This window comes from Mycobacterium sp. 155 (genome assembly GCF_000373905.1).
In the GTDB taxonomy this organism is placed as follows: domain Bacteria; phylum Actinomycetota; class Actinomycetes; order Mycobacteriales; family Mycobacteriaceae; genus Mycobacterium.
In genome coordinates, this window is the sequence record NZ_KB892705.1 from 4145667 (window position 1) to 4160649 (window position 14983).

Genomic DNA, 14983 nt, shown 5'->3' on the forward strand with positions numbered 1-14983 from the left:
AGGTGTGTGGGGGCTGTCAGGGTTGGGTCATTCGAGGTTGGCGTGGCGCGTCCAGAGTTCCTCGGCCTCGATATCGGTGTGATCCCACAGCGACTGGAACACGGCCTCGGTAACGATGAACAACGCCTGCTCAAACAACGACCCCGCGTACTGACGCGAAATATGCGAGCCGTGATCGGTCTTCTGCGCGGCCGGAATGATCACCAACGCATCGGCGAGCTTACCCAGCGGCGAATCCGCATTGGTGGTCAGCGCAGCGACACGCGCCCCGGCCTTCTTGGCGGTCTCGGCCGACTTGACCACACCCGAGGTCGTTCCCGACCCCGAAGCCACGATAAGCAGATCACCGGAACCGATCGCCGGGGTGGTGGTATCTCCTGCAACATGCACCTGCAGACCAAGGTGCATCAGCCGCATTGCGGCCATCCGCAGGACCAGCCCGCTACGACCCGCTCCAGCGAAGAACACCTGACCCGGCTGGGCGATGTTGCGAGCCAGGATAGCCACCTGCTCCGCGTTGACTTTGGCCGTAGTACTCGTGATCTCGTCCACGACCAGGGACAGGTTGCCAGCGATACTTTCCCGGTTAATTTCCGAGGCGATATGGGTGGTGCCGGACATGATGTTCTTCTCCTCCTCTAGAGGTGGGGCCTGACGTTCAATCGTCCTGTCATTTGCGGGTCGGAGGAACGCCAATTTGGGATGGTTTGATCTACCCGTTTGAGTAGGCTGCTACGTGGATCGTCCCGCACTTTACTGGAGGAACGAGCTCGCAGCGTTCGTTCTCCCCGCAAAAGTGACCATCGCCGCGAGCCTGACTCCGTGATCACCCGAAAGCCGCGGGATCCTCCTCGAATCGAACGCCGAGTTGCGTCAGCGCGTCTTCCAGTGCCCGCTGCACCGCCAGCGTGTCATCGAGTGGCATGACCGCACTCTCGGTGCGCCCAGCTTTGATCGCCTCGGTGACTTCGATGAGTTCGTGTGAAAACCCGTCTCCTAGCGCGGGAAGATCGAACTGTTCCGATTCGTGACCTTGTCGGTGCAGCACAAAAGAATTCGGGTGGTGAAAACGCGGCAGGATATCGATCCACCCCGTGGTGCCGAAGATCCGGGCGTGCCCGGGCATCGGGCTGTGCAACGAGCACATGAGTGTCGCCGTCCCACCCTCGTCGAAACCGAGCAGTAAGGTCGCGTCGGCATCCACCCCCGACGGTTCGAGCGAACCCAACGCCGAAACGGACGTCGGGTCTCCGAGCACCATCTGAGCAAACGACACCACGTAGACACCCAGGTCAAGGAGGGCGCCACCGCCCAGTTCGTGGGCGAAGATCCGGTCGGTGGGATCGAAGGATCGCGTCACGCCGAGATCGGCCTGCACCGACCGAACCGTGCCGATCGCACCGTCGGCAAGCAATTTGCGTGCGGCCACCACCGCTGGCTGGAAGCGGGTCCACATTGCCTCCATCGCGAACACATGGTGCTCGCGCACCGCGTCCACCAGCGATTCGGCTCCGGCGAGAGTGGCGGTGAAGGCCTTTTCCACCAGCAATGCCTTGCCGGCGGATGCAGCAGCAAGCCCGATGGCGTGGTGGTGCGTGTGCGGGGTCGCGATGTACAGCACATCGACATCGGGGTCGGCAATCATGTCCCGGTACGACCCGTAGCTACGTTCGATGCCATGTTTGGCGGCAAATGCCTTTGCGCGATCAGCGGATCGAGATGCGACTGCGAGGACTGTCGCGTCCGGCACGTGGGCAAAGTCGCCCACCATCTTCTCCGCGATCCGACCCGGCCCGACAATTCCCCAACGTATCGACATTTGATATCCGTTCTGTGTCAAAGAGCTTGCGAAGAATTATGCGCGATGGTTGCGCGCGCCGCGGAACGACCACGCCACGATCACCGCGGCGGCCAGTGAAAGCGCCATCGCGATCAGCGCTGTCGGCGCGATGCCGGAGTCGAACGCCGTACGGGCCGAATCCAGCAGGTGCGTTCCCGTTTCCGCTGGGAGCTCGGCGGCAACCGATACGGCGCCGCCGACGCTCTCGCCGGCCGCGCCGGCCTGCTCCGCAGTCAGCCCAGCGGGAATCTCGACGTTGCCGCGATAGAACGCGCTGAAGATAGTGCCCAGCGTCGCGGTGCCGACCACCGCCCCGAGCTCATAGGCAGTCTCCGAGACTGCCGACGCGGCACCGGCTTTCGTGGCCGGGACCGAGGCGACAATGGTGTCGTTGGACACCGTCTGTGAGACACCGACGCCGAGTTCCAGCACCACGAACGACACGATGACCGCGACCACCGTCAGATCGTGGCGGAACAGCATGATCATTCCGAACCCGGCCGCGACGAATACCAAACCGCTCACCATCAGCGACTGCGCGGAAAAGTGTTTGGCCGCCTTGACCACGGCGATGCCGGCGATCATCGACATCAACGCACCCGGCAGCGTGACCAGACCGGCTGCAAGTGGCGACAAGCCGAGCACCAGCTGCAGATGCTGAGAGACGAAGAACACGAACCCGATCAAGCCCACGATGGACAGGAAGTTCGCCAGCACCGATGAGCTGAACGGGCCGTAGGAGAACAGGCTCATGTCAAGCATCGGTGTGGCACTGCGGTTCTGCCGGCGCACGAACAACACGCCCGAGGCGATGCCGACCGCGAAGGCAAGCCCAACCAGCACAGAAAAGCCGTCGTGTGCAACGGTTTTGACGGCCCAGACGAACGGCAGCATCGCCGTGAACGACAGCGTCACGCTGAGCAGGTCGACGGGACCCGGACTCGGATCACGGGACTCGGGCACCAGGCGCGGGCCGAGCACCAGCAGGGGCAGCAGGAGCGGCACGGCCACCAGGAACACCGAACCCCAGTGGAAGTGCTGCAGCAGAGCGCCACCGACGATCGGACCCAGTGTGGTGCCGGCCGTGAAGCAGGACGCCCAGATGGCGATGGCGAGCCGGCGGGGACCGGCGTCAGTGAAGATGTTGCGGATCAGCGACAGCGTCGCGGGCATCAGCATCGCGCCGAACACGCCGAGGGCGGCGCGGGCGGCGACGAGGTACGCAGCGCTCGGGGCGAACGCGGCCAGGACCGACATCACGGTGAAGCCGCTGGCCCCGATCAGCAGGATCCGGCGCCGGCCGATCCGATCACCGAAGCTGCCCATGGAAACCAGCAGCGCGGCGAGCACCAGCGAGTAGATGTCCACGATCCACAGCTGGACCGACGCCGCGGGCCGGAAATCCTCGGCGATCATGGGTAGCGCGAAAGCCAGCACGGTGTTGTCGATGGCGATCAGTAGCACCGGCAGCATCAGGACCGCCAGCGCCACCCAGGCGCGTCTCGGGGTGGTGAGTGGCTGCGCCGGCGTGGCGTCGAGGAAGGCGGACATGAGGGGTAACTCCGATAGCCGAGAAAGAGGAAAAGCGTTGTGGTGGAGTGATATTCAGCTGCGCGGCAGGTGAATGGTGCCGGCGGTGAGGCTGTTCATGATGGCATCGACGATCTGGTGGCGCGGGGTGCCGTCCTGCTTGATGGCCTCGTAGCCGGCCAGTAGCAGCGCCCAGAACACCCGTCGGGCCCATCCGGGGGGATATTCGGGCCGCTGCGCCGACGCTCGCTCCAGTACCTCGGTGATCGCTTCGTCGCCGGTGTCCAGGTGGGCTGCCAGTTCTCGATCGGCCTGAATGGTCGGTTCGCTGTAGATGTAGAGCACGATGGGGCCGAGGTCGAGCTGGCTCTCCACCACCCGGCGCAGTGCCGCTTCGGCGGGTCCGTTGGTGGGCTCGGCGAGCTCGATCGCGGCGCTGCTGAGTGCGTGCACGTGATAGGCGACCGCGCGAAGCAAATCGGAGCGTTCCGGGTAGTAGCGGTGCAGCGTGCTGCGCCCGACATCCGCGGCCGCGGCGATTTCGGCCATGCTGGCGGCCGGGTGGTCGGCCAGCATGGCCATTGCGGCGTCCAGGATCGCCCTGCGGGTGCGCTCACGCGCTCCGCTGTGGGGGGCCACCTGGGTGTTCATGCATCAAAATATAGCACTATTGATCCGAAATGGGACATGTGTGTCCCATCACCGTGGGTGGTCAGTTCGGCGGGGCGAATCCGCCGGACTGGGGCGGTGGTGGCACGTACTGCGGCGCCTGCGGAGGTGGATATGAGGCCGGCGTGGGGGGAACGAGGCGGGCGACCTCGCGGCGGTGCCGTTCGGCGAGGACCGCGGCCAACACGTACTGCGGCGGCACGCCGGGTGGCGGGGGCGGCGAGATCCGGGTCGCGATCTCGTGTAGCACCCGGTGCCCCATCTCCTCGCGGATACGCGGATCCAGTTGATGCGCCCGCGACAGGAATTGCCGGGCCAGCTCGACCTGCTCAGGACCGAGCCCGGACAACTGCAGTGACGACGCCCACCATGCCAGCGTCGGCGGCATGGCCGGCGGCGGTGTCAGCTTGGGACCGCGCTCGCTGATCACCAGGGTGCCCGCGAAGATGTCGCCGATCCGCTTACCTTTGGGGGAGAGCAGGCTGCAGATCACCGCGGGACCGCCGGTGAACATGAAGATCTCGATGAAGCCGGACAAACCGCGAAACAGGGCCTGGCGGAAGCGTTCCGGGCTGCCGTCCTCGGCGACCACCCGCAGGCCCATCGCCATTTTGCCCAGCGAGCGGCCGCGCGTCGTGGTCTCCATGATCACCGGATAGCCGACCAGTGCCAGCAGTGTGAAGATGATCAGGATCGCCGCCGAAAGCGCGTCGTCGAGCTGGGTGAGGGTTATCGCCCACAGCACCACGCCCACGAGGTAGCCGGCAAGGATCACCAGAACGTCGATGATCGAGGCCAGGGCGCGCACCGGCAGCTGCGCGATCTGGACGTCGAGGATTACCGCATCCCCGGTCACTACCGGTCCGTGCTGGAAGGCCGGTTGGTAGGACATAGCGTCCCAACCTACCGATTACCATCGGCCGGGTGGATGTCGATGCGTTTGTGCTGGCCCATCGCGCCACGTGGGACCGGCTGGAGCAGTTGGTCAAACGTCGCAGGCGGTTGACCGGCGCAGAGGTGGACGAGCTGGTTGATCTGTACCAGCGGGTGTCCACTCACCTGTCGATGGTGCGATCGGCGTCGAATGATTCGGTTTTGGTCGGCAAGCTGTCGGGGCTGGTGGCCCAGGCCCGCTCCGTGGTGACCGGTGCCCACGCTCCGCTATGGCGGGAGTTCGTGCGGTTCTGGACGGTGTCGTTTCCGGTGGTGGCCTACCGCTCGTGGCGGTGGTGGCTCGGTACGGCGGCGGCGTTCATGCTGGTGGTGTTCAGCCTGGCCTTCTGGGTTGGCGGCAATCCCGAGGTGCACACGGCCGTCGGAACCCCAAGTGAGATCGACCAATTGGTCAATCACGATTTTGCGTCGTACTACAGCGACAACCCGGCGGGCTCATTCGCCGTGCAGGTGTGGGTGAACAACTCCTGGGTGGCCGCGCAGTGCATCGGGTTCGCGATCCTGCTCGGGTTGCCGATCCCGTACCTGCTGTTCCAGAACGCCGCGAATCTGGGCGTGATCGCCGGGCTGATGTTCGCCGCAGGCAAGGGCCATCTGTTCCTGGGCCTGATCCTGCCGCACGGGCTGCTCGAGCTCACCGCGGTGTTCCTGGCCGGTGCGGTGGGAATGCGGTTGGGCTGGACGGTGATCGCACCCGGGGATCGGCCGCGCGGGCAGGTGCTCGCCGAGCAGGGGCGGGCGGTGGTGGCGGTGGCAGTGGGGTTGGCGGCGGTGCTGCTGTTGTCCGGTCTGGTCGAAGCGATGGTGACGCCCTCGCCGCTGCCGACCGCGGTGCGTATCGGGATCGGTGTCGCCGTCGAGATCGCGTTCTTGACCTATGTCATCTACTTCGGCCGCAAGGCTGTGCGGGCCGGCGAGACCGGCGATATCGACGACGCCCCCGACATGGTCCCGGTCGGCTGATTTTTCTCCGCGAGCAGACGCGCAAGTACCCCGACACGCCGCGTCTGCGGGACCCGCATGTCTGCTCGCGCAATGAAAACTAGAGTTTTCCCGCCGCCTTCATCGCCAGATAGTGGTCGGCGAGCATCGGTGCGAGCTCTTCGGGCGCGGCGTCGACCACGTCAACTCCATTGCGCCGCAACCGGGTTGCGATGGCCCGACGATCGTTGCGGGCCCGTTCGGCCGCTGCGGCGTCGTACACTTGCGCGGCGTCGTCACGGCCGGCGGCCAACCGCTCGATCCGGGGATCGGCCACCGCGGCCACCAGCACCTGATGCTTTGTGGAGAGCTGTGGCAGTACCGTCATAAGCCCTTCGTCGAGCGCCGAGGAGTTGAGGTCGGTCAGCAGCACCACCAGCGCCCGCTGACGCACCCGCCGGATCACCGCGGCCACCATGGCCGCGGCGTCGGATTCCACCAGTGCCGGTTGCAGCGGAGCCATCGCCTCCACCAATTGGGCCAGCAGCCCCGTGCGCGACGCGTTGAACACCCCGGCGCGGGTAACCCGGTCGAAGGCAAGGAAATCCACATGATCGCCAGCCCGCGAGGCCAGTGCGGCCAGCAGCAGCGCGGCATCCATCGACCAGTCGAGCCGGGGCCAGCCGCTCGGATCGCCCGCGGTGGGATCCACCCCGACACGGCCCGCCGACGTGCGCCCGGTGTCGAGCACGATCACCACCCGGCGGTCGCGTTCCGGCCGCCAGGTACGCACCACTACGTCAGCACGGCGCGCGGTGGCCCGCCAGTCGATCGAGCGGACATCGTCGCCGACGACATACTCACGCAGGGAATCGAATTCGGTACCCTGGCCACGGATCAACACCGGTATGGCGCCGTCCAGTTCACGCAGCCGGGCCAGCCGTGACGGCAGATGCTTACGGGACAGGAACGGCGGCAGGATGCGCACCTGACCGGCTACCGACAGTGTGCGTTGACGGCCGGCCAGCCCCAGCGGGCCGATCGAACGCACCGTGACGAACTCCGATCGTTGATCCCCGCGCCGCACCGGACGCAACCGGGTGTTCAGCTGAACCTGTTGTCCGGCAGGGATGTCCAGCGGATGCGTGCGCGGTTCGGCGCCCGCACTGGGTGCCCACGCGTCGCGCAGACGTCCGCGCAGCCGATGACGTCCCGCATTGTGCACCGTCAATACCGCATCCACACTCTGGCCCAGCCGCCCCGTGCTGTCCCCGCTGCGTTGCATCCTCACCGCAGCCGGACTGCCGGCCAGCACCACATCGAGTGCTACCGCGAGCACCAGAAGCACCAGAAGTGCCGCGAAAACTGTTGCCGGCCATGGTGCCACCGCGATCGGCACAGTCGCGATCAGCGCGACGACACCGGCCCGGCGGGTGAGGATCATCAGCGCGGTACCGGGACGGCCGCGAGGATGCCGTCGAGCACACCGTCGGGTGTGGCGCCCTCCAGTTCGGCCTCGGGGCGCAACGCGATCCGGTGCCGCAGTGTGGAACGAGCCATGGCCTTGACGTCGTCGGGGGTGACGTAGTTGCGGCCAGACAGCCACGCCCAAGACCGCGCGGTGGCCAGCAGTGCGGTACCGCCGCGTGGGGACACCCCCAGTTGCAGGGCGGGGGAGTGCCTTGTGGCGCCGACGATGTCGACGATGTAGCCGAGCACCTCATCGGCCACTCGCACCTGGCGCACCGCCTCGCGACCCGCGGCCAGCTCGGCGGCGCCCGCCACCGGTCGCACAGCGGACAGGTCGCGGGGGTCGAAGCCGTAGGCATGGCGGCCCAGGATGGCGATCTCCTGATCTCGCGGTGGCAGCGGCACATTGAGCTTGAGCAGGAACCGGTCGAGCTGCGCCTCCGGCAGCTGGTATGTGCCCTCGTATTCGATGGGGTTCTGCGTGGCCGCCACGATGAACGGATCAGGCAGAGGCCGGGGGTGCCCGTCTATGCTGACCTGACGTTCCTCCATCGCCTCCAGCAGTGCCGCTTGGGTTTTCGGCGGAGTTCGGTTGATCTCGTCGGCCAGCAGCAGATTGGTGAACACTGGCCCGGCGCGGAACTCGAACTCGGCGGTGCGTGCGTCGTACACCAACGAGCCGGTGACATCGCCGGGCATCAGGTCCGGGGTGAACTGCACGCGTTTGAACTCCAACTGCAGCGCGGCGGCCAGGGTGCGTACCAGCAGGGTCTTGGCCACGCCGGGCACGCCTTCGAGCAGGATGTGACCGCGGCACAGCAGGGCGATGACAAGGCCGCTGACCACCGCGTCCTGCCCCACGACAGCCTTGGATATCTCATTTCGCAAGGACAGCAGGGCGTTTCGCGCCGCATCGGAATCAAGGGCGGGCTGAGTCACGACTGCGCGACCTGCCTTTCGATGTCGTCGAGTTGATGGGCCAGATGTAAGAGATCGGAATCGGTGTCAGGGGGTGGACCGAACAGCGTGTGGCCGACCACGCCGATGTCGCCACCCGTGCGCGCGGCGACTGCCGCGGCCACCGCCTGGGGCGCGGCGCCGGCTGTCAGCCCGAGTCGTGGCAGCAGTCGCGTGACGGTCGCAGACCGCAGAGCCTCGGCGGCGCGGTCGCGGGCCCGCCGGCTGCGGTACAGGCGACCGCGTCCCTCGACCGTCTCAGATGCCCGCACCACCACCGGTAGCGATTCGGAGACCAGAGGGCCGAGGCGCCGCGCGCTGGCCACCGCGAGAAGCGCCACCACCAAGCCCAGCTGCAGCACGACCCACCGCACCTGCGTGGGTAGTAGGGCGGAAATTCCTTTACCGCCCGTGGATTCACCTTCGGGATGCTGAGGCGCGTACCAGATCACCCGGGAGCGGCCGCCGGCCAGGTTCATTGCGAGTGCGGCGTTGCCGGCCTTGAGCAAGCCGCCGTTGGCCATGAAGTCCCCGGTGCCCACGACCGTGACGGTTCGACCACCGTCCTGGTAGCGGACCACCGCGCCCCGGTAGCAACTGGTCACCTGGGCGTCGTCGGCCGGCTGGAATGTGTCGGTCAGGCCGAGTTCGACATCGCCGGAGCGGGTGGCCTCGGCGAGATCACAATCGGGGTCCCCACCGCCGAACGAACTGGCCTTGCCCTGCTTGATTTTCGGGGCCAGCGCCTCCCTGGTCTTGCTGACCGGGGCAATGAGCAGCAAGTCTCCCGGGGCTTGCGCCAATTGATGCAGTTGGTCCTCGTCCGACAGATACAAGGTCTGCGCCGCCACCACGAGGGTGTCGGGCGCGGCTGCCCGCTGCACGTCGCCGATCGTATCGGCGGTGATCACCTCGATACCGTGCTGGCGCAGCAGTGCGACCAGAGCGTGTGCGCCGTCGGGCCCGGTTGCCTCGGGGTCAAGCCGGCCACCTGATCGTGGCGCTGTCAGGTAGGTGCTGGCCGCGGCCACCGCAACGATAGCCACGACCGCCAGCAGCACCCAGCGCGTCGTGCGCCAACGCGGAGTCATCGCACCGGTGTCCAGCCGACAGAGTCCCCGACCGCTGTGGCGGTGGCTGCGGACGCCCGACCGTGGTCGCGCAACCGGACGTCGAGATCGGCGACGGTCCGGTAGGCGGTCTCGCTGCCGGGCTGTTCACCGTAGGTGACGTCATTGAATATGCTCGCTGCGCTGAATAATTCACCCGACAGGTCGCCCAGCATGGCTGAGGCATCCCGGGCCAGCTCGGTGGCTGTGCGTCCGGGCACTGGGTCGAGAATCCCCGTTTCCTCCAAATGACGGGCCACCGCGCGCAATCGATGCCGGATAGCGGCTGCCCAATTGCCTTGCGCCGCATACTGCTCGGCCGTGCGGCGGTGTTCGGCCGCGCTGAGCGCCCGACTGTCGAACAAGGCGTACTGCTCGCCGCGGTTGGTCCGCATGGTGCGCCGTGCCGTCCGCACCGCAACCACAACGGCCAGCACCACCAGGATCGCCAGCACCGCGATGGTGAACCAGCCGCCCGGGATCTTCGAACCCTGCATCGCAAGGCGGTACAACAGGTCGGTCAGCCAGTCGAGGAACTGTTGGGTCGGTGAGGATCTCGGGTAGATCGGCTTGCTGAGCTCGTTTTGCGCAGCGTCGTGCGCGGCGTCGCGGTCGATATCGATGGCGCTCAACTCACCGGGTTCGAATCAGCCAGAGTTGGTCCGTGGACTCCGCGGGACCAACCGCGCCGGTCTGCAGTACCAGGTCGAATGCCTCGGCACGGATGCGCCGGTCGGTGTAGAGCAGGACGACGACACCGGCGTTGAAGGGCGCAGTGATGATCTGTCCGATGACGCCGCCGATCGCCGAGACGATGAGACCGGGAATCGAGATGCCGCCGGGTCCGGTACTCAGCAGCGCGCCCACGGCGCCGAATGGCACGCTGACCGCGACCGCGATCAGGTTGGCCACGATCGTGGCCAGCAGCCAGATGCCGAGCACGCGCCAGAAATCGGGCTTCACCAGAGCGAACGACCGTGCGACGGCGGCGAACACGCTCTGGTGCTCCAGCACGATCAGCGGCGGGGCGAACAGCAGCACGGTGACCGCGTAGATGAGGCCGACGATCGCCGCCAGCACCAGTGGGGCGCCGACGACGAACGCCGCGACGCCACCGCCCACCCCGGCGACCATGACGATGACGAGGGCGATGATCGCGCCCACCAGTCCGAATGCCAAGGCTTCCAAGGCGGTCAGGCCGATCAGCGCCCAGAATCTGCCGCGCAACCGTTGCCAGGCCTGTCCGATGGTGATGGTGCCGCCGAAAACCGCGCGCCCTACCACCACGGTGAGCATGCCGCTGAGCAGCACGCCGGCCAGCGCCGTGACGATGATGCCGGCGAAGCTCCCCGCCGAGACCAGCGCCAGCGCACCCGCGGACGGTGTATCGCCCTGCAGAGTCGAGTCGAAAGTGCTGAAGGTGGCCAACGGCCCGATCTGCAGCAGCAACGAGATGATTTGGGCCACTACGACGACGATGGTTGTCAGACCGAGCGTCGCCTTGGGGTTGGCCCGGATGTAGTTCACCGCGCCGTTGAAGATGTCCGAAAGGCTCAGCGGCCGTAACGGAATGACACCCGGCTTGAACGCCATCGGGTAGCCCGGCGGCGGCCCGTACGGCGGGTAACCGGGCGGGGGGCTGTACCCAGGCGGGCCGTAACCCGGCGGGGGACCGTAACCGTATGGAAGTCCATAACCGGGTGGTGGCGAGTAGCCAAGCGGGGGTCCGTAGCCCGGCGGGCCCGGCGGCGGCGGATACGGCGAATACCCGTCGGCGTCGTTGGTCATCTCTCCATCCTGTCGAGGACCGGCAAAATTGACAACGTGACCCATCGCCCGGCGGCGTAGGTTGTGGCCATGGCCGAACTCAAGGATCGATTGCGCGCGGATCTGACTGCGGCGATGAAATCGCAGGACAAGTTGCGTACCGCGACGCTGAGAATGGTGCTGGCCGCGATCCAGACCGAAGAGGTCTCCGGCAAGCAGGTGCGCGAACTGTCCGATGCCGAGGTGATCGCCGTGCTGTCGCGCGAAGCCAAGAAGCGCGGGGAATCGGCCGAGATCTACACCCAGAACGGGCGTGGTGAGTTGGCGGCCAATGAGCATGCCGAGGGCAGGGTGATCGATGAGTACCTGCCGACGCCGCTGACCGACTCCGAGTTGGCCGATGTCGCCGATTCCGCCATCGCCCGGGTGGCCGAAGACATCGGCGAGCGCCCGAGCATGCGCCAGATGGGACAGGTGATGAAGATCGCGACGGCGATCGCCGACGGCAAGGCTGATGGCGCGCGGTTGTCGGCGGCCGTCAAGTCCCGCCTGTAGGTGGGGGCTTTTCTCACCCCTGTCTGGCGAAGTAGCGCTCGCCGTCGGAAACCAGCCGGCCGAACGTCGCCTTGACCGCCGGGGCCAGCGCCTTGAACGGCAGCGTGAACGTCGGCTTCGGTTCGATCGCCACGATCCAGGTGAACTGTGTCCGCCTGTCACCGGCGGGCTCGATCAGGTAATCCTCGGCGAACCGCTGCAGGGTGGGAATGTTGGCGTGGTCGACGGCGAACGAGTACCGCCGGCCTTCCTCCCACCGGAAGAACGTCTCGTGCACCTTCACCACACCAGGCGCGAGCGCCACTTCGCGGGAGCTGCCGACCCCGAACGGCCGCGGCGAGAGCCAGGTGACCCGGGTGACCGACGGCCCCCAGGCGGCCAGCGACTCGTCGGAGGTCAGCGATTCCCACACCCGTTGCGGCGGTGCGGCAAACCGTTTGACGTAGCGGAAGATGTGCGGCGCCGTGGTGAAGAAATCGGGGTCGACAGATTTCAGCGTGAACCGGGGCATACCAATGAGCATGCCAGCAGCGCGGTCTGCTCGACCGTTGAAAGCAGCAAGGGCCCCGACCGGATTGCCTGGTCAGGGCCCTTGCCTGTCAGCCTAGTCGGCGTCGGCGGATTCGGCTTTCGCGTGCTTGGACTCTGTAGCCTTCTTCAGCGAGTCACGCAACTTTTTGGTCGCCGAACTAACCGGATTGTTGGTCTGCGCGCGGTGCTTGCCGACCTTCTGCGCGTCGACCGATTTCGTCGACTGCGCGTTCGTCGTGCGAGCTGTCGTGCTCTGACCGCTCTGTGTGGCTGCCCCACCGAAGCGGTTGTTGTTGATTGCGACGCCGGGACCGGACTGCGTGGGAGTCCGATCGTCGGCAAAGACCGAACCGGCGAACGCCAGCGGGCCGGGACCCGCTGCCACGGTGTTCCCGGTGCCGAAGACATTGAACCCGGCGTTGAAGTTGCCGGGTGTGGAATCACTCGCACCGGCCCTGATGACGTTCGCACCTCCCCCTACGTTCAGGGCGGCATTCACATTGCTGCCGGGTCCACCCGCAGACAGCTCGTTGGCTCCGCCGAGCACGTTGAGAGCCAGGTTCCGGTTGCTCCCCGGTCCCCCGGACGACAGCTCATTGCCATTGCCGGCAATGTTCCTCGCGCCGTTGAAGGACCCGCCTGTCGCCGTGATGGCGTTGTCGCTACCCAAAAAGTTGAGGGCCACATCCGACAAGCCGACTTGGGTGGTGATGTCGTTGTTGTCGCCGAACAGGTTTCGAGCGAGATTGCCGGAGCCGCCCTGTACCGTCACGGTGTTGTCGCTGCCGAAGATGTTCCTGGCCGTGTTCGCATTACCGGCTTGTATTGTCAGGTTGTTGTTGTCGCCGAAGGCGTTCCGGGCCCAGTTCGCCACACCACCGTTCACCGTGACGACATTGTTGTCGCCGAACACATTTCGCGCCCAGTTCACATATCCGGCCTGGGTGGTGACGACGTTGCCGTCACCGAGGATGTTGGTGGCGGTATTGAACAGGCTGCCTGTTGTCGAGACGGTGTTGTTGTCGCCACCGATGTTTGTGGCCCAGTTCGAGATGGCGCCCTCGGCCACAACGGAGTTGTTGCTGCCAAAGGCGCTGATGGCCAAGTTTAAGATCGACCCCCCGCCGGTAGCGGCCGTGTTGTTCATCCCCAGGGCGAATGCCCCGCCAACGGACCCTTCGGCGTGCGCCGACGCTCCGTCGCCGACGGCGACGGCCCAACTCAACAGATTGCTCGTGCAGTCGGCGCTGTTGCCGATGCCGAAGAATGACGCACAGGTCGCATTCGCGATGGGAACTGCCCCTAGCCCGACGGATGCGAACAACCCGCTTGCGACGGCTCCGGCGGCAATCGTGCGTGATGTTTTCACCGTGCTGTATGCATTCATTCTTATTCCTACCCATGATGAGACTGTCAGAGCGTCACGCTAGCGCGCAGTTGCCAAGACCGGCGCTAGTTGGCCGAAAACAACGACGGAATTGCCGTATCGCACGCTGTGGCTTACCCTCATCTGCCCACGCCGTGCGATACGGAATTGGTTCGTACTGGGCCTGAGATCGCAAATCGTCCACCCCCCGCACGCCGTTAGCGATCTGCGCCTGGTCGCCGTTAGGTGTCCAGTTCCCTGGCTTTGCCAGCGGCAGCTGAATATAGCGCAAGGCGGCGCTCAGCGCTGCGGCGACGACGAACAGCAGCAGGCCGAGCGCCACCAGAACCACACCACCGAAAAGCGGACCAATCCGGAGTAACCCGGGTATTCGAGGCATCGAGGATTCGCTGACTGCGATCCGCCGCCAAGACCGTTCTAGTGCCAACCACGGTAAGGGAATGCGCTGGCGTGCAAGGTATGTCGGCGAATCTGACAATGAGCATGCGAAGGGTTTTGCTCGCAAGGTCGACACGACGGAGTGGCTTGACGGCATTGCATTGTGTCGCGCCTGGTGCGGGAACGGTCACGGTCGGGAAGATGTATACGCAGTGGCTGAAAACACCAGCACACGTGAAGGATTCAACGAACGCCGCCCGGTCCTCGGCGTGGGCGGTGCATGTCCGCGATGCTTGGAAAATACCGCAGTTGCCGAGGTCAGGCGTCGTCGTCGGTGCGCTCCTGGATCACCACACTGATGGAGGGCGGTTCGGAGGCTCCGACGATCGAGGCATATCTCACCCACCAGCAGGTAGGCGTCTGCGGTACGCAGAGATGGCTGCGTTGCGGGTGGGGGATTTCGACATGCTTCGCCGACGGGTGAACCACGAGCGCCGTTCGGTGCCGTTCCTGAAGTTCCTCGTCGTCGAGCTGGCTACTCGGATGGAAGGCAAGGGCCCCGACGATCTGGAAACTATTGCGGACAGAAGGCGAACCAGCCTCGTAATACAACAAGGCCCTGACCGGGTCATTCCTGGTCAGGGCCTTACTTGCACTGTCGGGGTGGCGGGATTCGAACCCACGACCTCTTCGTCCCGAACGAAGCGCGCTACCAAGCTGCGCCACACCCCGCGTGAAGCCACGACAGCGTATCGCACCGGGGCGGTCGAAAGCCAAATCGACGTTCACGGTCCGCCGCGGGATGGATTAGGCGTGTCGGTGGCGTTGTACATACTGAACCCGCCGGCATGACTGGAGATCACCATGACCACCCTGGGCGCCACCTTTTACCTGGGCTTTTTCGCACTTGCAGCG

15 protein-coding genes and 1 tRNA gene are annotated in these 14983 nt (G+C 65.8%); 2 read left to right on the top strand and 14 right to left on the bottom strand.

All coding sequences use genetic code 11. The features are described from left to right. Window positions 1-27: 27 nt before the first annotated feature. From hxlB to B133_RS0119745, 5 genes are all read right to left on the bottom strand, one after another. Complete coding sequence (gene hxlB / locus B133_RS0119725; protein WP_018603511.1) at window positions 28-621, bottom strand: 6-phospho-3-hexuloisomerase; 594 nt, start codon at window positions 619-621, stop codon at window positions 28-30. Window positions 622-826: 205 nt separating this feature from the next. Then, window positions 827-1819, bottom strand: a complete 993-nt coding sequence (locus B133_RS0119730; protein WP_018603512.1) for a Gfo/Idh/MocA family protein — start codon at window positions 1817-1819, stop codon at window positions 827-829. 36 nt (window positions 1820-1855) lie between these two features. Further along, window positions 1856-3391: an efflux MFS transporter LfrA gene (lfrA, locus tag B133_RS0119735; RefSeq protein WP_018603513.1), complete on the bottom strand. Its 1536-nt coding sequence runs from the start codon at window positions 3389-3391 to the stop codon at window positions 1856-1858. A gap of 54 nt (window positions 3392-3445) precedes the next feature. Beyond that, window positions 3446-4021 (bottom strand): TetR/AcrR family transcriptional regulator, encoded by a 576-nt coding sequence (locus tag B133_RS0119740; RefSeq protein ID WP_018603514.1) that lies wholly within the window; start codon window positions 4019-4021, stop codon window positions 3446-3448. 61 nt (window positions 4022-4082) lie between these two features. Next, complete coding sequence (locus B133_RS0119745) at window positions 4083-4931, bottom strand: RDD family protein (protein WP_018603515.1); 849 nt, start codon at window positions 4929-4931, stop codon at window positions 4083-4085. A 32-nt stretch (window positions 4932-4963) separates the two neighbouring features. On the opposite strand from B133_RS0119745, the gene B133_RS0119750 reads away from it, so the two are divergent. Next, on the top strand, window positions 4964-5956 hold the full coding sequence (locus B133_RS0119750; protein ID WP_018603516.1) for a stage II sporulation protein M: 993 nt from the start codon (window positions 4964-4966) through the stop codon (window positions 5954-5956). Between the two features lie 79 nt (window positions 5957-6035). On the opposite strand, the gene B133_RS0119755 is transcribed toward B133_RS0119750, so the two are convergent. The 5 genes from B133_RS0119755 to B133_RS0119775 are packed head-to-tail and all read right to left on the bottom strand — an operon-like array spanning window position 6036 to window position 11238. Further along, a complete protein-coding gene (locus tag B133_RS0119755; RefSeq protein WP_018603517.1) occupies window positions 6036-7358 on the bottom strand; it encodes a DUF58 domain-containing protein in 1323 nt (440 codons plus the stop codon). Beyond that, window positions 7358-8323: a MoxR family ATPase gene (locus B133_RS0119760; RefSeq protein ID WP_018603518.1), complete on the bottom strand. Its 966-nt coding sequence runs from the start codon at window positions 8321-8323 to the stop codon at window positions 7358-7360. The genes B133_RS0119755 and B133_RS0119760 overlap by 1 nt, the downstream gene beginning before the upstream one ends. Beyond that, on the bottom strand, window positions 8320-9432 hold the full coding sequence (locus B133_RS0119765; RefSeq protein WP_018603519.1) for a DUF4350 domain-containing protein: 1113 nt from the start codon (window positions 9430-9432) through the stop codon (window positions 8320-8322). Before B133_RS0119765 ends, B133_RS0119760 begins: the two co-directional genes overlap by 4 nt. Next, window positions 9429-10082, bottom strand: coding sequence for a DUF4129 domain-containing protein (locus tag B133_RS0119770; RefSeq protein WP_018603520.1), 654 nt, complete (start codon window positions 10080-10082; stop codon window positions 9429-9431). Before B133_RS0119770 ends, B133_RS0119765 begins: the two co-directional genes overlap by 4 nt. Before the next feature lies 1 nt (window position 10083). Further along, on the bottom strand, window positions 10084-11238 hold the full coding sequence (locus B133_RS0119775) for a glycerophosphoryl diester phosphodiesterase membrane domain-containing protein (protein ID WP_026256658.1): 1155 nt from the start codon (window positions 11236-11238) through the stop codon (window positions 10084-10086). Between the two features lie 69 nt (window positions 11239-11307). Here B133_RS0119775 and B133_RS0119780 point away from each other — a divergent pair, with 69 nt between their 5' ends. After that, window positions 11308-11772, top strand: coding sequence for a GatB/YqeY domain-containing protein (locus B133_RS0119780; protein ID WP_026256659.1), 465 nt, complete (start codon window positions 11308-11310; stop codon window positions 11770-11772). Between the two features lie 13 nt (window positions 11773-11785). Here B133_RS0119780 and B133_RS0119785 read toward each other — a convergent pair whose 3' ends face one another. The 4 genes from B133_RS0119785 to B133_RS0119800 all read right to left on the bottom strand — a co-directional run bounded on the left by B133_RS0119785 (window position 11786) and on the right by B133_RS0119800 (window position 14800). Further along, entirely contained in the window at window positions 11786-12283 is a 498-nt protein-coding gene (locus B133_RS0119785; protein WP_018603523.1) for an SRPBCC family protein, read from the bottom strand. Between the two features lie 93 nt (window positions 12284-12376). Next, window positions 12377-13690, bottom strand: coding sequence for a hypothetical protein (locus tag B133_RS0119790; RefSeq protein WP_018603524.1), 1314 nt, complete (start codon window positions 13688-13690; stop codon window positions 12377-12379). Between the two features lie 696 nt (window positions 13691-14386). Continuing rightward, window positions 14387-14683 (bottom strand): hypothetical protein, encoded by a 297-nt coding sequence (locus B133_RS25055; RefSeq protein WP_026256660.1) that lies wholly within the window; start codon window positions 14681-14683, stop codon window positions 14387-14389. A gap of 43 nt (window positions 14684-14726) precedes the next feature. Next, window positions 14727-14800: transfer RNA gene (locus tag B133_RS0119800), tRNA-Pro, on the bottom strand. Window positions 14801-14983: the final 183 nt, after the last annotated feature.

Coding starts and splice junctions, on each gene's coding strand:
- hxlB (WP_018603511.1), bottom strand. CDS start 621: ATGTCCGGCACCACCCATATCGCCTCGGAAATTAACCGGGAAAGTATC.
- B133_RS0119730 (WP_018603512.1), bottom strand. CDS start 1,819: ATGTCGATACGTTGGGGAATTGTCGGGCCGGGTCGGATCGCGGAGAAG.
- lfrA (WP_018603513.1), bottom strand. CDS start 3,391: ATGTCCGCCTTCCTCGACGCCACGCCGGCGCAGCCACTCACCACCCCG.
- B133_RS0119740 (WP_018603514.1), bottom strand. CDS start 4,021: ATGAACACCCAGGTGGCCCCCCACAGCGGAGCGCGTGAGCGCACCCGC.
- B133_RS0119745 (WP_018603515.1), bottom strand. CDS start 4,931: ATGTCCTACCAACCGGCCTTCCAGCACGGACCGGTAGTGACCGGGGAT.
- B133_RS0119755 (WP_018603517.1), bottom strand. CDS start 7,358: ATGATCCTCACCCGCCGGGCCGGTGTCGTCGCGCTGATCGCGACTGTG.
- B133_RS0119765 (WP_018603519.1), bottom strand. CDS start 9,432: ATGACTCCGCGTTGGCGCACGACGCGCTGGGTGCTGCTGGCGGTCGTG.
- B133_RS0119775 (WP_026256658.1), bottom strand. CDS start 11,238: ATGACCAACGACGCCGACGGGTATTCGCCGTATCCGCCGCCGCCGGGC.
- B133_RS0119780 (WP_026256659.1), top strand. CDS start 11,308: ATGGCCGAACTCAAGGATCGATTGCGCGCGGATCTGACTGCGGCGATG.
- B133_RS0119785 (WP_018603523.1), bottom strand. CDS start 12,283: ATGCCCCGGTTCACGCTGAAATCTGTCGACCCCGATTTCTTCACCACG.
- B133_RS0119790 (WP_018603524.1), bottom strand. CDS start 13,690: ATGAATGCATACAGCACGGTGAAAACATCACGCACGATTGCCGCCGGA.